The 17,681-nt window shown below is 65.6% G+C and carries 15 protein-coding genes; 14 read left to right on the top strand and 1 reads right to left on the bottom strand.

The window, feature by feature from the left end; all coding sequences use genetic code 11:
* The 14 genes from FJY73_10675 to FJY73_10610 all read left to right on the top strand — a co-directional run.
* On the top strand, positions 1-1,572 hold a 1,572-nt coding region (locus FJY73_10675), incomplete at its 5' end, for an efflux RND transporter permease subunit (protein ID MBM3321128.1).
* A 51-nt stretch (positions 1,573-1,623) separates the two neighbouring features.
* On the top strand, positions 1,624-3,300 hold the full coding sequence (locus FJY73_10670; protein ID MBM3321127.1) for a transaldolase: 1,677 nt from the start codon (positions 1,624-1,626) through the stop codon (positions 3,298-3,300).
* 23 nt (positions 3,301-3,323) lie between these two features.
* Positions 3,324-4,301, top strand: a complete 978-nt coding sequence (gene glk, locus FJY73_10665) for a glucokinase (protein ID MBM3321126.1) — start codon at positions 3,324-3,326, stop codon at positions 4,299-4,301.
* A gap of 121 nt (positions 4,302-4,422) precedes the next feature.
* Entirely contained in the window at positions 4,423-4,959 is a 537-nt protein-coding gene (locus tag FJY73_10660; protein MBM3321125.1) for an SUF system Fe-S cluster assembly regulator, read from the top strand.
* The gene (gene sufB / locus FJY73_10655) at positions 4,956-6,401 is read left to right on the top strand and encodes a Fe-S cluster assembly protein SufB (protein MBM3321124.1); all 1,446 of its coding nucleotides are present in this window, start codon (positions 4,956-4,958) and stop codon (positions 6,399-6,401) included. The genes FJY73_10660 and sufB overlap by 4 nt, the downstream gene beginning before the upstream one ends.
* A 34-nt stretch (positions 6,402-6,435) precedes the next feature.
* Positions 6,436-7,194 carry a Fe-S cluster assembly ATPase SufC gene (sufC, locus tag FJY73_10650; GenBank protein MBM3321123.1) on the top strand — a complete coding sequence of 253 codons (759 nt, stop codon included), beginning with the start codon at positions 6,436-6,438 and terminating at the stop codon, positions 7,192-7,194.
* 42 nt (positions 7,195-7,236) lie between these two features.
* Positions 7,237-8,580 carry a Fe-S cluster assembly protein SufD gene (sufD, locus tag FJY73_10645; protein MBM3321122.1) on the top strand — a complete coding sequence of 448 codons (1,344 nt, stop codon included), beginning with the start codon at positions 7,237-7,239 and terminating at the stop codon, positions 8,578-8,580.
* On the top strand, positions 8,577-9,848 hold the full coding sequence (locus tag FJY73_10640) for a cysteine desulfurase (GenBank protein ID MBM3321121.1): 1,272 nt from the start codon (positions 8,577-8,579) through the stop codon (positions 9,846-9,848). The genes sufD and FJY73_10640 overlap by 4 nt, the downstream gene beginning before the upstream one ends.
* Positions 9,848-10,306, top strand: a complete 459-nt coding sequence (locus FJY73_10635; GenBank protein MBM3321120.1) for an SUF system NifU family Fe-S cluster assembly protein — start codon at positions 9,848-9,850, stop codon at positions 10,304-10,306. Before FJY73_10640 ends, FJY73_10635 begins: the two co-directional genes overlap by 1 nt.
* A 37-nt stretch (positions 10,307-10,343) precedes the next feature.
* Positions 10,344-10,670 carry a DUF59 domain-containing protein gene (locus FJY73_10630; GenBank protein MBM3321119.1) on the top strand — a complete coding sequence of 109 codons (327 nt, stop codon included), beginning with the start codon at positions 10,344-10,346 and terminating at the stop codon, positions 10,668-10,670.
* 229 nt (positions 10,671-10,899) lie between these two features.
* Positions 10,900-12,243, top strand: a complete 1,344-nt coding sequence (gene trkA / locus FJY73_10625) for a Trk system potassium transporter TrkA (protein MBM3321118.1) — start codon at positions 10,900-10,902, stop codon at positions 12,241-12,243.
* A gap of 2 nt (positions 12,244-12,245) precedes the next feature.
* The gene (locus tag FJY73_10620; GenBank protein MBM3321117.1) at positions 12,246-13,685 is read left to right on the top strand and encodes a TrkH family potassium uptake protein; all 1,440 of its coding nucleotides are present in this window, start codon (positions 12,246-12,248) and stop codon (positions 13,683-13,685) included.
* Positions 13,686-13,696: 11 nt separating this feature from the next.
* Entirely contained in the window at positions 13,697-15,655 is a 1,959-nt protein-coding gene (locus tag FJY73_10615) for an oligopeptide transporter, OPT family (protein ID MBM3321116.1), read from the top strand.
* A gap of 52 nt (positions 15,656-15,707) precedes the next feature.
* Positions 15,708-16,736, top strand: a complete 1,029-nt coding sequence (locus FJY73_10610) for a zinc-binding dehydrogenase (GenBank protein MBM3321115.1) — start codon at positions 15,708-15,710, stop codon at positions 16,734-16,736.
* A 59-nt stretch (positions 16,737-16,795) separates the two neighbouring features.
* Here FJY73_10610 and FJY73_10605 read toward each other — a convergent pair whose 3' ends face one another.
* The gene (locus tag FJY73_10605) at positions 16,796-16,987 is read right to left on the bottom strand and encodes a hypothetical protein (GenBank protein ID MBM3321114.1); all 192 of its coding nucleotides are present in this window, start codon (positions 16,985-16,987) and stop codon (positions 16,796-16,798) included.
* Positions 16,988-17,681 lie beyond the last annotated feature (694 nt).

Below are 17,681 nucleotides of genomic sequence, written 5' to 3'. Positions count from 1 at the left end.
CTCGCGCTTCTCGTCACCGTGTTCGCGTTCGTTCTCTTCGGAACCGGCGTCGAGTTCTTTCCGGATTCCGATCCGAACTACGCCTACATCGACGTGACCGCGCCGCTCGGCACGCGCCTCGAGGTCTCCGACGCGATCGTGCGCCGCATCGAGTCGGAGATCCCCGACTTTCCGGACATCAAGCATTACGTGGCGAACGTCGGTTCCGCCACCGACATCTTCTTCGGCGGTGGGGGCGGGGGCACCCCGCACCAGTCGCGCGTGACCGTCGAGTTCGTCGATCACTCGAACAGAAAGCAAAGCTCCCGGCTGACGATCGAGCAGTTCCGCGATCACTTCGGGAGAATCCCCGGCGCGCGGGTGGACGTTCGCTATCCGGAGCCCGGGCCCCCGACCGGCGCTCCCGTGGACGTGGAGATCCTCGGCGAGGACTTCGAGGTTCTCGGCCGCCTCGCCAAGCAGGTGAAGGAAACGATCAAGGACGTCCCGGGTCTCGTCGATCTGAACGACGACTTCGACGAAGGGCGTCCCGAAGTGCGGGTCCGGATCGATCGGGAGAAGGCCGGCCTTTACAGTCTATCGACCGGGCAGATCGCCTCGACGATCCGAACCGCGATTCAGGGGACCGAAGCGAGCAAGTTCCGTGTCGGAGAGAATGAGTATGACATCACGGTCCGCTTCCGCGAGGAGGACCGCGAGGCGTTCGAGAATCTGGACCGGATCACCGTGGTCTACGAGGGCTCGCACATCCCGGTCTCCAACTTCGCTTCCTTCGAGCTCGCGGCGGGTCTCGGCTCCATCGTGCGCAAGAACCAGGACCGGGTGGTCTCCGTGACCGCCAACGCCGAGGGCCGGCTCTCGAACGATGTTCTCGCGGATGTCATCAAGCGCCTCGACGGCTTCTCCCTCCCGCCGGGCTACCGGTTCCGTTTTTCGGGCGAGACGGAGGACCAGGAAGAGGCGGCGGCGTTCTTGAGCCGCGCGTTCGGGGTCGCCGTCCTGCTCGTGTTCTTCGTGCTCGTCGCGCAGTTCAGCTCGGTCACTCTCCCCTTCGTCATTCTCTCGTCGGTCGTGCTTTCGATCATCGGCGTTCTCTGGGGTCTCATCCTCACGCGGATGCCTTTCGGTATCATCATGACGGGCGTCGGCGTGATCTCGCTCGCGGGGGTCGTCGTGAACAACGCGATCGTGCTCATCGACTATACCGGGAAGCTCCGCGCGCGGGGTCTCGAGAAGACGGAAGCGATCCTGGACGCGGGGGCGACGCGCCTCCGGCCGGTCGTTCTCACGGCGGTCACGACCGTTCTCGGTCTCATCCCGCTCACGACCGGGCTCACCTTCGATGTTCAGGCGATGCGGTTCCGGTACGGGGGCGAAAGCTCCGACTGGTGGGGGCCGATGGGCGTCGCGGTGATCTTCGGGCTCGGCGTGGCGACGTTCCTCACGCTCGTGATCGTCCCCGTGATCTACTCCTTGGCGACGCGATTCTCGGAGGGGATCGGGGCGCGCGTGGAGCGCGCCCTCGATGACGAGACGCCGGTTGCGAGGCGGGGTCCCGGCGAAGAGGCGTAGCTCTCCTCTTCCGAGGCGCCCGCGCGTCTTCGCCCGGAGGTTCGTTGAATCATGAAAGTTTCGCTTCTCCCCGGTCCGATCGAGAGGGAGTTCCGCACCCGCCTTCGGGCGCTCGAGAACGACCGCTTCGCGGAGCGTCTCCGGAAGAAAGAACCGGGTCTTTGGAGCTCGGACGCCTCGGTCCGGCGCGCGATCGCAAACCGGCTCGGTTGGCTCGACCTCTTCGACGACATGGAAGAGGAGGCGGAGAGCGTTCTCCGGTTCGCCGGGGACGCCCGGCGCGAGTTCCAGAGCGTCCTTCTCCTCGGGATGGGGGGATCGAGCCTCGCGCCCGAGGTCCTCGCGCGGACGTTCGGGCGCAGGCGAGAAGGAGTTCCGCTACTCGTCCTCGACTCGACGCATCCGGAGGCGGTGCGCGAGGCGGAAGAAGCGCTCGATCTCCGGCGCACGCTCGTCGTCGTCGCCTCGAAGTCGGGGACAACGGTCGAGGCGGACGCCTTCCGCCGGTTCTTCGCTTCGCGCATCAAGGATCCGCGGTGTTTCGTCGCGATCACCGATGCCGGATCTCCCCTCGACCGGCTCGCGTCCGAGGAAGGATGGCGCCGTGTCTTCCGGAATCCCCTCGACATCGGCGGCCGCTTCTCCGCGCTCTCCCTCTTCGGCTTGGTGCCTGCGTCCCTTCTCGGTCTCGACCCGCGGCTCCTGCTGAGATCGGGACGCGAGGCGGCTATGGTCTGCGCCGCGCCGGCCGGCGGGGAGGAGAACCCGGGGCTCGCGCTCGGCGCGTTTCTCGCGGAGGGAGCCCTCGCGGGCAGGGACAAGCTCACGCTTCTCGTTTCTCCGGAGCTTCCCGGATTCGGCGCGTGGATCGAGCAGCTCGTCGCCGAGAGCACGGGGAAGGAAGGGAAGGGGATTCTCCCTGTGGACGGAGAACCGGCCGCGCCGCCGGATGCCTATGGGGACGACCGCATGTTCGCGATCGTCCGGTGCGAGGAGGCGGAGGACCGCCTTGAGGAGAGCGGCCGCGCGCTCGCGGCGGCGGGGCATCCGGTCGCGACGATCCGGATTCCGCGGTCGATCGATCTCGGCGGCGCGTTCTATCTTTGGGAAGTCGCGACCGCGTGCGCGTGCTCGATCCTCGGGGTGAACGCTTTCGACGAGCCGAACGTGAGCGAGAGCAAAGAGAGAACGGGCGCCCTTCTCTCCGAGTTCGCCCGGACCGGCCGCCTGGAGGAGGGAGCGGTCCGCTTCGAGGACGGAAAGGCCCTTCTCTTCTCGGACACGAACCTCGAAGCGCCGAATGTTTCAAGTGTCAACGAGTGGCTTCGCGCGCACCTCTCCCGGGCGCGCGACGGGGACTACCTCGCGCTGCTCTTCTTCCTTTCCTCTTCTCTCGCCGGATCGAAACCGGCGGCGGATCTTCGTGCGGCCCTTCGGGAGCGGACCGGCCTTGCGGTCTCTGCGGGGATCGGCCCGCGCTATCTTCACTCGACCGGCCAGCTCTTCAAGGGGGGACCGAACCGGGGGGTGTTCGTTCTCCTGACCGCTGCGGATTCCGGCGATCTTTCGATCCCCGGTCTTCCCTATTCGTTCGGCGTGCTTTGCCGCGCGCAGGCCGCCGGGGATTTCGGAGCGCTCGCGGCGCACGGGAGGCGCGTGCTTCGCGTCCATTTCAAGAGCGACCCCGAAGTCGGAATCGGCAGTCTCGCCCGCGGGGCCGTCGGGTAGCCGCCGCGCGGGAGGAGCGTTCGATGCGCATTCTCGCCGGGGATATCGGGGGGACCAAGGCTCTCTTCGCGTTCGTTCTCTTCGAGGGAGGGCGGCTTCGCATCCTCCACCGGCGCCGGTTCGCGAGCGGGGAAGCCGGGAGCCTCGCCGAGCTTGCCGCACGCTTCCTCGCCGAAACGGGCGGCGCCGATCGGGCCGCTTTCGGTGCGGCGGGGCCGGTCGCGGGGGACGTGTGTGCAGGGCCGAACCTCCCTTGGGCGATCGATCGGCGCGAGTTGGCGCGCGCGCTTCATATTCCTCGAACGGTTCTTATGAACGATCTCGAAGCGGTCGGATACGGCATCGAGCATCTCGATCCGGACGATCTCTTTACACTTCAAGAAGGGGTCCCCGTTCCGGAGGGTCCGATCGCGCTCGTCGGCGCGGGGACCGGCCTTGGCGAGGCGTTTGTTCTTCGTTTCGGAGAGACACTCCGCGTCTTCCCCACCGAGGGAGGGCACGCGGATTTCGCTCCTCGGGACGAGATCGAGTTCGGCCTTCTTCGCTTTCTCAAGGAGCGGATCGGCGGACGCGTGTCGGTCGAGCGCGTCCTCTCCGGAAGCGGGCTTGCGGCGGTCCACGACTACGTCGCGGCGAGCGGGCTCGCTCCGGTCGACCCGGCCGTTCACGAGGGAACGGAGGAGGACCCCGCGGCCGTCGTGTCGGGCGCGGCGATCGAGGGACGGTGCGGGGCCTGCGTCCGGGCGCTCGACCTGTTCGTGTCGATCTACGGAGCCGAGGCGGGGAACCAAGCCCTTCGGATTCTCGCGCGCGGAGGCGTCTATCTCGCCGGCGGGATCGCGCCCCGCATTCTGAACAAGATGAAGGACGGCGTCTTCCTCCGAGCATTCCTCGACAAGGGCCGCTTCGCCGAATGGCTCCGCCAAATCCCGGTTCGCGTGATCCTGGCCGATCGGGCGCCGCTTCTCGGCGCGGCGAGCCGCGCGGCGCGTCTCCCGTGACCTTTCCACCCGCCGGTTCTCGCCCGGATGATCGCGTGACATTCCTCTTGCGCGCGCGAGGTTCCCTGCTTACTCTACGATATAGGACCGCATGGGTCCTATATGGAGAGAGAAGCTCAAAATGTTTCGAATCAGCAAGTTAGCCGACTACGGGGTCTCGCTTCTCGCGGCGCTCGCCGCGGATCGCGAGGGCGAGCCCCACACCGCGAGGGATATGGCCGGCAGGGTCGGCCTCCCGCTCCCGACGGTGAGCAAGATCCTCAAGGCGCTCTCGCGCGAGGGTCTCCTCATGTCGCACCGCGGGGTGAGAGGCGGCTACCTCCTCGCGCGGCCGCCGGAGGAGATCACGGTTGCGGAGATCATCCGCGCCCTCGAGGGGCCGATCGGCATGACCGAGTGCGCCGCCTCAGGGCCCGGGCGGTGCGCGAAGGAGTCCTCCTGCGGGATCCGCGCGAATTGGCGCATCATCAGCGAAGCGCTTTCCGGGGCTCTCGACACGATCAGCCTCGCGGAGATGGCCAGGTCCCTTCCCGGCATCGAACGCCGCATCGAAGAGAGCATGATCCCCGCGAGAAGCCTGGCGGGAAGCCCCGATCGAGAGAAAGGCGCGCGCGCGTTCCCGGCGCATGAACGAACAAGGACGGAGCAGAACGCATGAGTTCGGACCCGACGATCGAGAAGTTCACGAAGCAAGAATACAAGTACGGGTTCACGACCGACGTCGAGGCGGACGCGGCCCCGCGGGGTCTCAACGAAGACATCATCCGCCTCATCTCGGCGAAGAAGGAGGAGCCCGAGTTTCTCCTCGAATGGCGGCTCAAGGCCTTCCGCCACTGGCAGACGATGGAGGAGCCTCGCTGGCCGAACGTGAAATACCCGGCAATCGACTATCAAAACATCATCTACTATTCGGCTCCGAAGTCGATGACGAACCGGCCGAAGAGCCTCGACGAGGTCGATCCGGAGGTGATCCGGACATTCGAGAAGCTCGGCATCTCGCTCGAGGAGCAGAAGCGAATCACCGGCGTGGCCGTCGACGCGGTTTTCGACAGCGTCTCGGTCGCGACGACGTTTCGGGAGAAGCTCGCCGAGCTCGGCATCATCTTCTGTTCGTTCAGCGAGGCGGTTCGCGAGCATCCGGAGCTTGTCCGGAAGTACCTCGGCTCGGTCGTTCCGCACACGGACAACTTCTTCGCCGCCCTGAATTCGGCCGTCTTCAGCGACGGTTCGTTCTGCTACGTGCCGAAGGGAGTGCGCTGTCCGATGGAGCTCTCCACGTACTTCCGGATCAACGCGATCGACACGGGCCAGTTCGAGCGGACGCTCATCGTCGCCGACGAGGGGAGCACGGTCAGCTATCTCGAGGGGTGCACGGCTCCGATGCGGGACGTGAACCAGCTTCACGCCGCGGTCGTCGAGCTCGTCGCGCTCGACCGCGCCACGATCAAGTACTCGACCGTGCAGAACTGGTATCCGGGCGACGAGGAGGGGAAGGGCGGGATCTTCAACTTCGTGACGAAGCGAGGCGCCTGCCGCGGGAAGGGATCGAAGATCTCCTGGACGCAGGTCGAGACCGGCTCCGCGATCACGTGGAAATACCCAGGCTGCATTCTCCAGGGGGACGACTCGGTGGGCGAGTTCTATTCGGTCGCCCTCACGAACCGACGGCAGCAGGCCGACACAGGCACGAAGATGATTCATATCGGAAAGAACACGAGAAGCACGATCGTGTCGAAGGGAATCTCGGCGGGGCAGGGACAGAACACGTATCGCGGTCTCGTACAGGTGATGAAGGGAGCGCAGAACGCGCGGAACTTCTCGCAGTGCGATTCGATGCTGATCGGAGACAAGTGCGGCGCGCACACGTTCCCGTACGTCGACGTCCGGAACCCGACCGCCACGGTCGAGCACGAGGCCACGACCTCGAAAATCGGGGAGGACCAGGTCTTCTACTGCAACCAGCGGGGCATTTCCACGGAGGACGCGGTCAACATGATCGTCAACGGCTTTTGCAAGGAGATCTTTCGCGAGCTGCCGATGGAATTCGCCGTGGAGGCGCAGAAGCTCCTCGCCGTGAGTCTCGAGGGGAGCGTCGGCTGAACGGTCGCCCGGCAGAGAGAGAGGATCGATCGATATGTTGGAAATCAAGGATCTGCACGCGAAGGCGGGCGAGACGCTGATTCTGAAAGGGGTGAACCTGCGGGTGAACGCCGGCGAGGTTCACGCGATCATGGGGCCGAACGGATCGGGAAAGAGCACGTTGGCGGGGATTCTCGCCGGACGCGCCGAATACGAGGTGACGAGAGGGGAAGTTCTCTACCAAGGGAAGAACCTCCTCGATCTGTCGCCGGAGGAGAGAGCCCGCGAGGGGATCTTCCTCGCCTTTCAGTATCCGATCGAGATCCCCGGCGTCAGCAATGCGTACTTCCTGAAGACCGCGCTGAACAGCATCCGGAGAGCGCGAGGAGAGAAGGAGCTCGACGCGATGGAGTTCCTTTCGCACGCGAAGGAGAAGATGAGGCTTCTCGAGATGGACGAGGCGCTCATCCAGCGCCCCGTGAACGAGGGCTTCTCAGGGGGCGAAAAGAAGAGGAACGAGATCTTTCAGATGGCGATGCTCGACCCAAGCCTCGCGATTCTGGACGAAACCGACTCGGGCCTCGACATCGACGCGCTCCGGATCGTCGCCGGAGGCGTGAACGCCCTGCGCGGCGGGAGTCGGGCGATCGTCGTCGTCACGCACTACCAGCGTCTCTTGAACTACATCGTCCCCGACTTCGTCCACGTTCTCGCCAAGGGCCGGATCGTCGCCTCCGGAGACAAGAAGCTGGCGCTCGAGCTGGAGCAGCGGGGCTACTCCTGGTTGGAGGAAAAGGAATCGGCGCGCGCCTAGTCCGCGGCGCGGCTGTTGTCCGAAGAGAAGGGACGGAGCCTGATGACCGAGAAAGAAAAGGGGCAGATTCACCTGCTGGATTTGGAGAGGTTTCGGAGGGCGTGTCCGCGCGAGTCGCAGTCTTGGGTCGAACCGATTCGTCGCCGCGCGCTCTCCCGGTTCGGGGAGCTCGGGTTGCCGAGCGCGCGAGAGGAGGATTGGCGCCAGACGAACCTCGCGCCTCTCCGGCGGATCGATCTCCGATGGAGCGGTCCGGAGGACGGCGCGGCCCCGAGGAGAGACGAGGTTCGCGGTCTTCTCTTCGGAAGCGAAGCGGCGGCGGAGATCGTCTTCGTCGCCGGGCATCACGCGCCGGATCTCTCGTCGATGGGGGATCTCCCCGAGGGCGCGGTCGTCGAGAGCCTCGCCGATTCGATCGAGAAGAGGAAGGATCGGCTCGCCGATCATTTGGGACGGTACGCCGACTTCGAAACGCGGAGCTTCGCGGCTTGGAACACGGCCTTCCTGCGCGACGGGGCGTTTGTCTTCGTCCCCGAGAGCCTCGCGATCGAGAAGCCGATTCACCTTCTCTATCTTTCGAGGGGCGGAAGAGAGCCTCTGGTCGCGCATCCGCGGAGCTTGATTCTCGTCGAAAAGGGGGCGTCGGCGACCGTGGTCGAAACCTACGCCTCTCTCGACGACGGGACCTTCCTCACGAACGCGGTGACGGAGATCCGCGTCGGGGAAGGGGCGACGTTCCGGCACATCAAGCTTCAGGAAGAAAGCACGCGCGCCTTTCACGTCGGCGCTCTCCAGGCGCACCAGGAACGGAGCAGCCGGTTCGATTCGATCTCGTTCGCCTTCGGGGCGGGGCTCGCGCGCAATGACGCGGGTTCCGTGCTCGACGGAGAGGGGGCCGAATGCGTCCTCGACGGTCTCTACCTCGGCCGAGGGGACCAACTGGTCGACAATCACACGGCGATTCAACATGCGCGCCCGCACGGTTCGAGCCGCGAGCTCTACAAGGGGATCCTCACCGACCGCGCGCGGGGAGTCTTCAGCGGCCGGATCGTTGTGCGGCCGGACGCGCAGAAGACCGACGCCAAACAGACCAACCAAACCCTTCTCCTTTCCGCTGAGGCCGCCGTTCACACCAAGCCGCAGCTCGAGATCTACGCCGACGACGTCAAGTGCACGCACGGCGCCACGGTCGGGCGGCTCGACGAGAACGCGGTCTTCTACCTTCGTTCGAGAGGGATCGAGGAAGCGGCGGCACGCAGTCTTCTCACGTACGCGTTCGCGGCGGATCTCGTCGGGCGCGTCGACGCGGCTCCGCTTCGGCGGCGGCTCGAGGAGATCCTGGTCGCGCGCCTGCCGCAAGGCGAAGAGATCCGGGGGGCGCTATGAACGGTGACGCGCGGCAGACTTCCGTCGTAAGAGACCGAAGGCCGGCCCATGTTCTCGATGTGCAGATGGTTCGAGACGACTTTCCGATCCTCAAGATGAGGATTCACGGGAAGCCGCTCGTCTATCTCGACAACGCAGCGAGCACGCAAAAGCCCTACGCGGTCATCGACGCCTACAACGTCTTCTACTCCGGGTGCTATTCCAACATCCATCGAGGGGTCTACCACCTGAGCGAGACGGCCACCAAGGCGTACGAAGACGCGCGCGAAAGGGCCCGCGCGTTCATCAACGCCCGGGGGATCGAGGAGACGATCTTCGTCCGCGGCACGACGGAGGGGATCAACCTCGTGGCGCAAACCTTCGGGCGGCGGAAGATCGGGAAGGGGGACGAAGTTCTCGTCACGTGGATGGAGCACCATTCGAACATCGTTCCTTGGCAGATGATCTGCGAGGAAAAGGGAGCGGTGCTCCGCGCGGTTCCGATCGATGACCGAGGCGATCTCGTGATGGACGAGCTCGAGAAGATGCTGGGGCCCCGGACGCGCATCGTGGCCGTGACCCACGTCTCCAATGCGCTCGGCACCGTCAACCCGGTGAAGGAGATCGTCCGTCTCGCCCACCGGCGGGGGATCCCGGTTCTCATCGACGGCGCGCAGGCGGTCGCGCACATGCCCGTCGATGTCCGCGACCTCGACTGCGATTTCTACGTCTTCTCGGGCCACAAGCTCTTCGGCCCGACCGGAATCGGCATCCTCTACGGAAAGAAGGAGCTGCTCGAGTCGATGCCTCCGTACCAAGGGGGCGGGGACATGATCCGCTCGGTGACGTTCGAAAAGACGACGTACAACGCGCCGCCGTACCGCTTCGAGGCGGGCACTCCGAATATCGCCGGGGCGATCAGCCTCGGCGCGGCGCTCGACTACGTCTCCGCTCTCGGCTTCGACGCGATCGCGGAGCACGAGAGCTCGATCCAGGCGCACGCCGCGGAGGTTCTTCCGTCGGTCCCCGGACTCCGATTGGTGGGAGAGGCGCGCGAGCGCGTCGGCGTCTTCTCGTTCGTGATGGAGGGTATTCATCCCCACGACATCGGCACGATCCTCGACCGCGAGGGGATCGCGGTCCGAACGGGCCACCATTGCGCGCAGCCGGCTATCGATCGCTTCGGGGTTCCGGCGACGGCGCGGGCTTCGTTCGCCCTCTACAACACCAGGGAAGAAGTCGACGCGCTGGCGAAAGGTCTTCTCAAAGTCCGGGAGGTTCTTCTCTGATGTCCGACCTGCGCGACCTGTACCAGGAGGTCATTCTCGACCACGGAAGGAACCCGCGGAACTACGGGAAGCTCGAGAACGCCAACCGACTCGCGAAGGGTTACAACCCGCTCTGCGGCGATCGCTTCACGATCTATCTTTTCGTGGAGGAAGGAATCGTTCGCGACATCCGTTTCGAGGGTTCTGGATGCGCCATCGCCCTCGCCTCGGCCTCGATGATGACCGAGGATCTCAAGGGGAGATCCGAGGAGGACGCGGAGAAGCGTTTCGAGCAGTTTCACACGCTTCTCACCGGCGATCCGTCGACGCGCGAAGGGGCCGGCGATCCCTCGCTCGGCAAGCTCGCGGTCTTCTCGGGGGTGCGGGAGTTCCCCGTGCGCGTGAAGTGCGCGACCCTTCCGTGGCACGCGTTCGAGGCGGCCCTCAAGGAAGAGGGAGAGACAGCCACGACCGAGTGACGGGCCGCGCGCGCGGCCGGCTCGCCGGAGGTTCCTCATGGGAGGAAGGACGCCGCAGCCCGGGCGTCTCGAGGAGAAGGTGGTCGATGCTCTTCGCACCGTCTTCGACCCCGAGATCCCGGTCAACATCTACGAGCTCGGTCTCGTCTTTGACATACGGATCGATGAGTCCCGCGACGTCTTCATCCGGATGACCCTCACCTCGCCGCACTGCCCCGAGGCGGAGGCTCTTCCCGGGTATGTCCGCCGCGCGATCGAGGAGATCCCCGAGGTTCGCTCCGCGGAGGTCGAGATCGTTTGGGAGCCGCCCTGGTCGCCGGATCGGATGAGCGAAGCGGCCAAGCTGGAGCTCGGGTTTCTCTGACGATCGCCTCTCTCCCTGCGCCTTCCCCGTCGATCCGGTTCCGCGGCCGCAGTAGGAAACGCGTGCAAAATTCAGGCTGGCCCCGGGCCCAACCGAGAGAACACCGGTCGAGTTTCCGTCGGATCAAGGCCGGCCCCTACGCGCGGCCCTTCTCGCGATACTCCTTGCCCGCGACCCTCTCCCGTAGTTAAGATCAATCGGTTCGTCCGACGGAAAGGACTGGGGCGACTTGAAGGTCATCATCGTTGGGGCCGGCGAGGTCGGTTTTCACATCGCCGGCCATCTCGCCGACCAAGGGCACGACATCGCGGTCGTCGAGCGAAACCCGGAGAAGCACCGGCTTCTCAAGGAGAGGGTGAACGCCCTCGTCGTCCTCGGCAACGGATCGAGCGCGGCCGCCCTCGAGGAAGCGGGCGTGGCGAGCGCCGACCTCTTCATCGCGGTCACCAATCAGGACGAGGTCAACTTGGTCGCGTGTCTCCTCGCGCGCGAGTACAAAGTGCCCCGCATCATCGCGCGCGTGAAGACCCTCGAGTACATCCGCGGAGACGGAAAGCTGAACGCGGAGAAGCTCGGTATCGACATGTTCATCAACTCGGACGCGGTGGTCGCGGAGGAGATCTGCAAGATCGCCGGGCATCCGGCCGCCTCCGAAATGGTCGAGTTCGCCGGCGGCGAGGTGCTCTTCGTTGGGTTGCAGGTGAGCGCGCAGAACCCGGTCGCCGGGGTCACGCTCGCCGAACTGGGCGAGATCCGAGGGATCTACCGGCTCGTGGTCGTCGCCATCGCCCGCGGCGAAAAGTCGATCATTCCGAGGGGCGAAGACGTGATCCAGGCGGGCGACACGATCTACTACGTCTGCAAGCGCTCGGACCTCTCCTCGATCGACTATCTCTTCGGGCTCGAGAAGAAAGAAGCGAAGAACGTCTTCATTCTCGGTGGCGGGAGGGTCGGGTATCTGGTCGCGCGCGAGCTCGCGCAAAACGGTTCGCACGTCAAGGTGATCGACCGGAACCCGGACCAATGCCGTCTCATCGCGTCCGATCTTGACAACGTGCTCATCCTGAACACGGACGCAACGGACGTGGACACGCTCGAGAACGAGGGAATTCATGACGGCGACGCCTTCATTGCGGTGACCGAAGACGATCAGGCGAACATCCTCTTCTCCTTGCTCGCCAAACAGCGCGGGGTGCGGCGCGCGATCGCCCTGGTCAACCATCCGGTCCTCTTGAATCTCGCCCCGAGCCTCGGCGTAGACGCTTGCATCAGCCCCCGTCTCGCGACCGCGGGGGAGATCATCCGCTACGTGAGGAAGGGCGAGGTGCTCTCGCTCGCGATGGTGGAGAGAAGCGGTGCGGAAGTCGCGGAGTTCATCGTCCCTTCGTCCGGGCGGATCGTGAGAAAGCCTCTTCGGGAACTCGACTTCCCGGGCGGGGCGATCATCGGAGCGGTGGTGCGGGGCGAGGAAGTCCTCATCCCCGGAGGGGGCGATCACCTCGAGCCCGGGGATCACGCGGTCGTGTTCTCTCTTCCGGGCTCGATCAACCAGGTCGAGAAGTTCTTCTCCTGACGATGGATCTACGAGCGACTCTTCGTGTTCTGGGCGGCCTCCTCGTGTTTCTCGGGATCGCCTTGCTCGCGCCGATCCCTTTCTCCCTTTGGTTTCGCGACGGGCAGGCGATCGCGTTCGTTCTCTCCGCGTGCGTGTCCGCCTCGGTCGGCGCCGGACTTCTCTTCTCCTACCGGAGCGAGAGGGGGATCGGGTTCCGCGAGGGTTTCGCGATCGTCACGCTCGGCTGGTTGTCCTACGCGGTCTTCGGTTCGCTCCCCTTTCTCTTCTCAGGCGCGATTCCGAACCCGATCGACGCGTTCTTCGAATCGATGTCCGGATTCACGACGACCGGCGCCTCGGTGATCCGCGATTTCGACGCCGTTCCCGAGAGCATCTTCTTCTGGCGCGCGACCACGCACTGGCTGGGCGGCATGGGCATCATCGTCCTTTCTCTCGCGATCCTCCCGTTCCTCCGCGTCGGCGGGATGCAGCTCTTCGACGCGGAGGCCCCCGGTCCGACGACCGACCGGCTCTTCCCGCGCATCCAAACGACCGCGAAGGTTCTCTGGGGCGTCTACTTCCTCTTCACCTTCGCCGAGGTCCTCCTTCTCCTCCTCGGCGGGATGGGGTTCTACGAAGCGGTCTGTCACTCCTTCGCGACGATGGCGACCGGAGGGTTCTCCACAGAGTCGGCGAGCATCGGTGCCTACCCGAGCCTCTTCATCCGCTGGACCGTGACCTTCTTCATGCTGCTCGCCGGGATCAGCTTCTCCCTGCACCTGCTGGCCCTTCGGGGCCGTGTCCGCGCCTATTGGAGAAACGAGGAGTTCCGCTTCTATCTCGGAACGCTTCTCGCGGCGTCGGCGATCATTTTCCTGTTCAACCGTTCCCTCTACGACGGAATCCACGCGAACGCGTGCGATTCAGCGTTCACCGTCGTGTCGATCGCGACGACCACCGGCTTCTGCACGGCCGACTACGAGAACTGGCACGTGCTCGCCCAGTACGTTCTCGTGGTCCTCATGTTCTTCGGCGGATGCGCCGGGTCGACCGGCGGCGGCATAAAGAACGCGAGGATCCTCTTGATCATCAAGCAAGCCTACGTCCAGGTCTTCCGTTTGATCCATCCGAGGGGTGTGCGTGTCTTGAAGCTCGATCACAAGCCGGTCCCCGACGAGATCGTGCGAAGCGTGCTCGGCTTCTTCGCGCTTTATATCGGAATCTTCGTCGCCGCGTCGCTCGCGATGGCCGCGCTCGGGCTCGACCTCGTCACCGCGGGAGGCGCGGTCGTCGCCTGTCTTTCGAACATCGGTCCCGGTCTCGGCGAGGTGGGGCCGGCCGGCCACTACGGGGAAATCGGCGGAGCGGGCAAGACGATCCTCTCGATCTGCATGCTGCTCGGGAGGCTCGAGATCCTCACGGTCCTGGTTCTCTTCTTCCCTTCGTTCTGGCGCAAATAGGAGGGACGGCCGTGCCCGGGAGATCGCGACCGAACGGAGAACCATTGAGAGCGGACGGCGAGGAGCGGCCGTTCCAGCCGTACGTGCCCGCCTCAGCGTCGCTCCCCGAGTTCACGGCGAAGTCGATCGCGGCCGGCATTCTCTTCGGGATTCTCTTCGGCGCGGCGAACGCGTATCTCGGCCTTCGAGCGGGGCTCACGATCTCGACCTCGATCCCGGTGGCGGTGATGACCGTCGCGGCCTTTCGAGCCCTCTCCCTCGCCGGCGCTCGCGCCACGATTCTCGAGGCGAACCTCTCGCAAACCGTCGGCTCCGCTTCGAGCTCGGTGGCGAGCGGCGTCATCTTCACGCTCCCCGCGCTCTTCCTTTGGGAGATGGATCCGAGCCTCCTTCAGATGACCCTTCTCGCTCTGTTCGGCGGGTTTCTCGGCACGCTCTTCATGATTCCCCTCCGGCGTCTTCTCATCGAGCGCGAGCACGGACGCCTTCCGTATCCGGAAGGGACCGCGTGCGCGGAAGTGCTTCTCGCGACGGAGAAAGGCGGCGCGCGCGCGGGGAATGTCTTCCTCGGGCTTCTCGCCGGCGCGGGCTTTCGTTTCCTGGGCGGGTGGCTCCGCCTCTTCCCGGAGAAGATCCAGGCGGGAGTTCCCCTCCTTCCGAAGGGACAGATCAGCTTCAGCTTGTCGCCGGCCCTCTTCGGCGTGGGGTTTATCCTCGGACCGCGGATCGCCTCGATCATGGTCGGCGGCGGTCTCCTTTCGTCTCTCGTCCTCATCCCGCTTCTCGCCGCGTGGGGTGCGGGGCGGTCCGAGCCGCTCTACCCGGAAACGGTGAAGACGATCGCCTCGATGTCCGCGGGCGAGATTTGGGAGCGCTACGTGCGGTACATCGGGGCGGGCGCGGTGGCGGCGGCGGGATTTCTCACGCTGGTCCGGAGCGTCCCGACAATGATCGAGAGCGTTCGCGCGGGGACCGGGGGAATCCGCGGCGGGCTCGGCGGGGCGCGGGAGATCCTTCGTACATCAACCGATCTTCCCCCCTCGGTCGTCGTCGCGGGGTTGGCCCTCCTCGCGGCGGCGATGGGGATCGTGCCGCACACGTTCGCCGAGCTCCCCTCGATCCCGTCCCGCTTTCTCGCGGCGTTTCTCGTCGTCCTCTTCTCGTTCTTCTTCGTGACGGTCGCCTCGCGCATCGTGGGGCTCGTCGGGGTCACGTCCAACCCGACGAGCGGCATGACGATTGCCGCGCTTCTCGGAACATCGGCGGTCTTCCTCGCGGCCGGATGGACGGGGGCGGAGGGGAAAGCGGCGGCGCTCACGGTCGGATGCGTGGTCGCGATCGCCGCCTCGATCTCGGGGGACATGTCGCAAGACCTCAAGACGGGGTTCCTTCTCGGGGCGACGCCGAGGAAGCAGCAAACCGGAGAGCTGCTCGGCGTCCTCTCCTCGGCGGCCTTCGTCTGTTTGGCGGTGCTCATGCTCGATCGCGCCCACGGGTTCGGGACGAGCGAGCTTCCGGCGCCGCAGGCGACTCTGATGAAGCTCGTCATCGAGGGGGTCCTCGAGCGATCGCTTCCGTGGGCGCTCGTGGGGCTCGGCGTCTCGATCGCGCTCCTCGCCGCGGTTCTCCGGCTTCCGGTTCTCCCGTTCGCGGTCGGGGTCTATCTTCCGGTGGCGACGATGGTGCCGGTCTTTCTCGGTGGGGCGCTCCGCTGGGCCCTCGAGAAGAACGCCGGAAACGAAGGGGAGCGCGGAGAGCGGCGGGAGAGAGGGATTCTCTTCGGCTCGGGGCTCGTCGGGGGGGAGGGGCTTCTCGGGGTGGGGCTCGCCGCCGCGGTCTTCGCGCGCGGGGAGAGCCTCGCGGGGATCGGGCACGATTGGGCGGGAGCAGCCGCTCCTCTCGTCGGCCTCGGCTTCTTCATCCTGCTTGCGGTTCTTTTCCGCAGGCGCTCCATCCGCGGGGGAAATTGATGCGCATGCGCGGCGATCGATAGTTGCACCATCAAGGAAAGGGTCGATGCTCATGAAGGCGGTCGTCATTCGCTCGCACGGCGGTCTCGATGCGCTCCGCGCGGAAGAGAAGCCCGATCCGGTCCCGGGTCCGGGCGAGGTGCTCGTGGAGATCCACGCGGCGGGCCTCAATCACCTCGATCTCTGGGTGCGGAAGGGAGTGCCGGGTCACGAGTTCCCGCTCCCTCTCGTCCCCGGGAGCGACGGCTCGGGCGTCATTGCCGGTCTCGGCGGCGGAGCGGCCGGCCTCGCGCTCGGCGAGGAGGTCGTGCTCGCGCCCGCCACGAGCTGCGGAACGTGCGCGGCGTGCGCCTCGGGAGAAGATCATCGATGCTCCGACTTCAAGATCCTAGGCGAGGCTTGCGACGGAACGTGCGCCGAAAAGGTCGTCGTTCCGCGCGCGAACGTCTTTCCCAAACCGAAGAACCTCTCCTTCGAGGAGGCGGCGTCTTTCCCCCTCGCGTTTCTCACCGCGTGGCACATGCTCGTCGCGCGCGCGGCGCTGCGGCCCGGGGAGACCGTGCTCGTCCACGCGGCCGGGAGCGGCGTCGGAAGCGCGGCCGTTCAGATCGCCAAGCTCTGGAACGCCCGCGTGATCGCGACCGCGGGGAGCGCGGCGAAGGCGGAGCGAGCGCGCGCGCTCGGAGCGGACGATGTTATCGACAGCGGGAAAGAGGACTTCGCGCGCGCGGTCCGCGCGATCACGGAAAGGCGCGGGGCGGACATCGTGATCGAGCACGTCGGCGCGGCGACGTGGGAGGGGAGCCTTCGCTCGCTCGCGAGGCACGGGAGGCTCGTCACCTGCGGCGCGACGTCCGGCCATGAGGTCTCGCTCAACCTACGCGTCCTCTTCTTCAAGTCGCTCAGCCTTCTCGGATCGACGATGGGGAGCCGAGGCGAGTTCGCTTCAATCGTGAAGCACTTCGAGGAGGGACGGCTTCGTCCGATCGTCGACCGGGTGCTCCCTCTCGGCGAGATCCGCGAGGCGCACCGGCTCTTGGAGTCGCGCGAGGTGTTCGGGAAGATCGTCCTCGTGCCTTGAAGAGGGGATGCTCCGAGAGAAGGTCCTACGCGAAGCGGTGCCTGACACCGCTTCTCGGATCAGCCGATCTTGCCGTCTTCGTCGATGTCGATGCCGTGCAGCTCCTCGATCTTCTTGACGAGCGCGCGCATCGTCTCCTGCGTCGCCTGGAGCCGGTTCTCGAGATCGAGAACCCGGTCCTCGATCGAATCGGACTTCCGCTTCTGGCCGTACATGAGCCCCGTCTGCAGGATCTCCCAAAGAACGCCCATTCTTCACCTCGTCTTGGTTTCGGTACCGCAGAAGGTTCCGGTGCCAGAGATTCCGCAACAAGGTTCCGGCAAGGTTCCGGGGTTCCGGTGCCAGGGGTTCCGGTGCCGGGGTTCCGGTGCCAGGCTACCTCATGGCATTGTTTCGGTGCCATGTTTCGGTGTTGCCATGTTTCGGTGTCATGTTTCGGTGTCAGGCTACCGAACCCATGTTGCCCCCGACCCGCTTCCGGTGTAGTTTCGGTGCCAGGCTACCGAACCCATGTTGCCCCCGACCCGCTTCCGGGTGCTAGTTTCGGTGCCAGGCTACCGAACCCATGCGGCCCCCGACCCGCTTCGGCGCCGGTGTTGCGTAGCCTGGCACCGGAACTCTGGCACCGGAACTCTGCATGGCACCGGAACTCGCCCCTAGTTTCGGTGCCAGGCTACCGAACCCATGTTGCCCCCGACCCGCTTCCGGGGTTTCGGTGCCAGGGAGTTTAGTTTCGGTGCCAGGCTACCGAACCCATGCGGCCCCCGACGCGCTTCGGCGCCGGCGTTGCGTAGCCTGGCACCGGAACTCTGCATGGCACCGGAACTCTGCATGGCACCGGAACTCTGCACCGGAACTCGCCCCTGTTTCGGCGCCGGAGTTGCGTAGCCTGGCACCGGAACTCGGAAACCCCCCGTGGCACCGAAACCCCCCGTGGCACCGAAA

Source organism: Candidatus Eisenbacteria bacterium (genome assembly GCA_016867715.1).
Lineage (GTDB): Bacteria > Orphanbacterota > Orphanbacteria > Orphanbacterales > Orphanbacteraceae > VGIW01.
Note: the sequence above shows the minus strand (reverse complement) of the source record. Positions and strands in the feature narration are given on the sequence as shown.

Bases quoted from the DNA above. Each gene is read 5' to 3' on its own strand.
- FJY73_10670 (MBM3321127.1), top strand. From the start codon at position 1,624: ATGAAAGTTTCGCTTCTCCCCGGTCCGATCGAGAGGGAGTTCCGCACC.
- FJY73_10630 (MBM3321119.1), top strand. From the start codon at position 10,344: ATGGGAGGAAGGACGCCGCAGCCCGGGCGTCTCGAGGAGAAGGTGGTC.
- sufD (MBM3321122.1), top strand. From the start codon at position 7,237: ATGACCGAGAAAGAAAAGGGGCAGATTCACCTGCTGGATTTGGAGAGG.
- FJY73_10660 (MBM3321125.1), top strand. From the start codon at position 4,423: ATGTTTCGAATCAGCAAGTTAGCCGACTACGGGGTCTCGCTTCTCGCG.
- FJY73_10605 (MBM3321114.1), bottom strand. From the start codon at position 16,987: ATGGGCGTTCTTTGGGAGATCCTGCAGACGGGGCTCATGTACGGCCAG.
- sufB (MBM3321124.1), top strand. From the start codon at position 4,956: ATGAGTTCGGACCCGACGATCGAGAAGTTCACGAAGCAAGAATACAAG.
- FJY73_10635 (MBM3321120.1), top strand. From the start codon at position 9,848: ATGTCCGACCTGCGCGACCTGTACCAGGAGGTCATTCTCGACCACGGA.
- FJY73_10610 (MBM3321115.1), top strand. From the start codon at position 15,708: ATGAAGGCGGTCGTCATTCGCTCGCACGGCGGTCTCGATGCGCTCCGC.
- sufC (MBM3321123.1), top strand. From the start codon at position 6,436: ATGTTGGAAATCAAGGATCTGCACGCGAAGGCGGGCGAGACGCTGATT.
- FJY73_10640 (MBM3321121.1), top strand. From the start codon at position 8,577: ATGAACGGTGACGCGCGGCAGACTTCCGTCGTAAGAGACCGAAGGCCG.
- FJY73_10620 (MBM3321117.1), top strand. From the start codon at position 12,246: ATGGATCTACGAGCGACTCTTCGTGTTCTGGGCGGCCTCCTCGTGTTT.
- glk (MBM3321126.1), top strand. From the start codon at position 3,324: ATGCGCATTCTCGCCGGGGATATCGGGGGGACCAAGGCTCTCTTCGCG.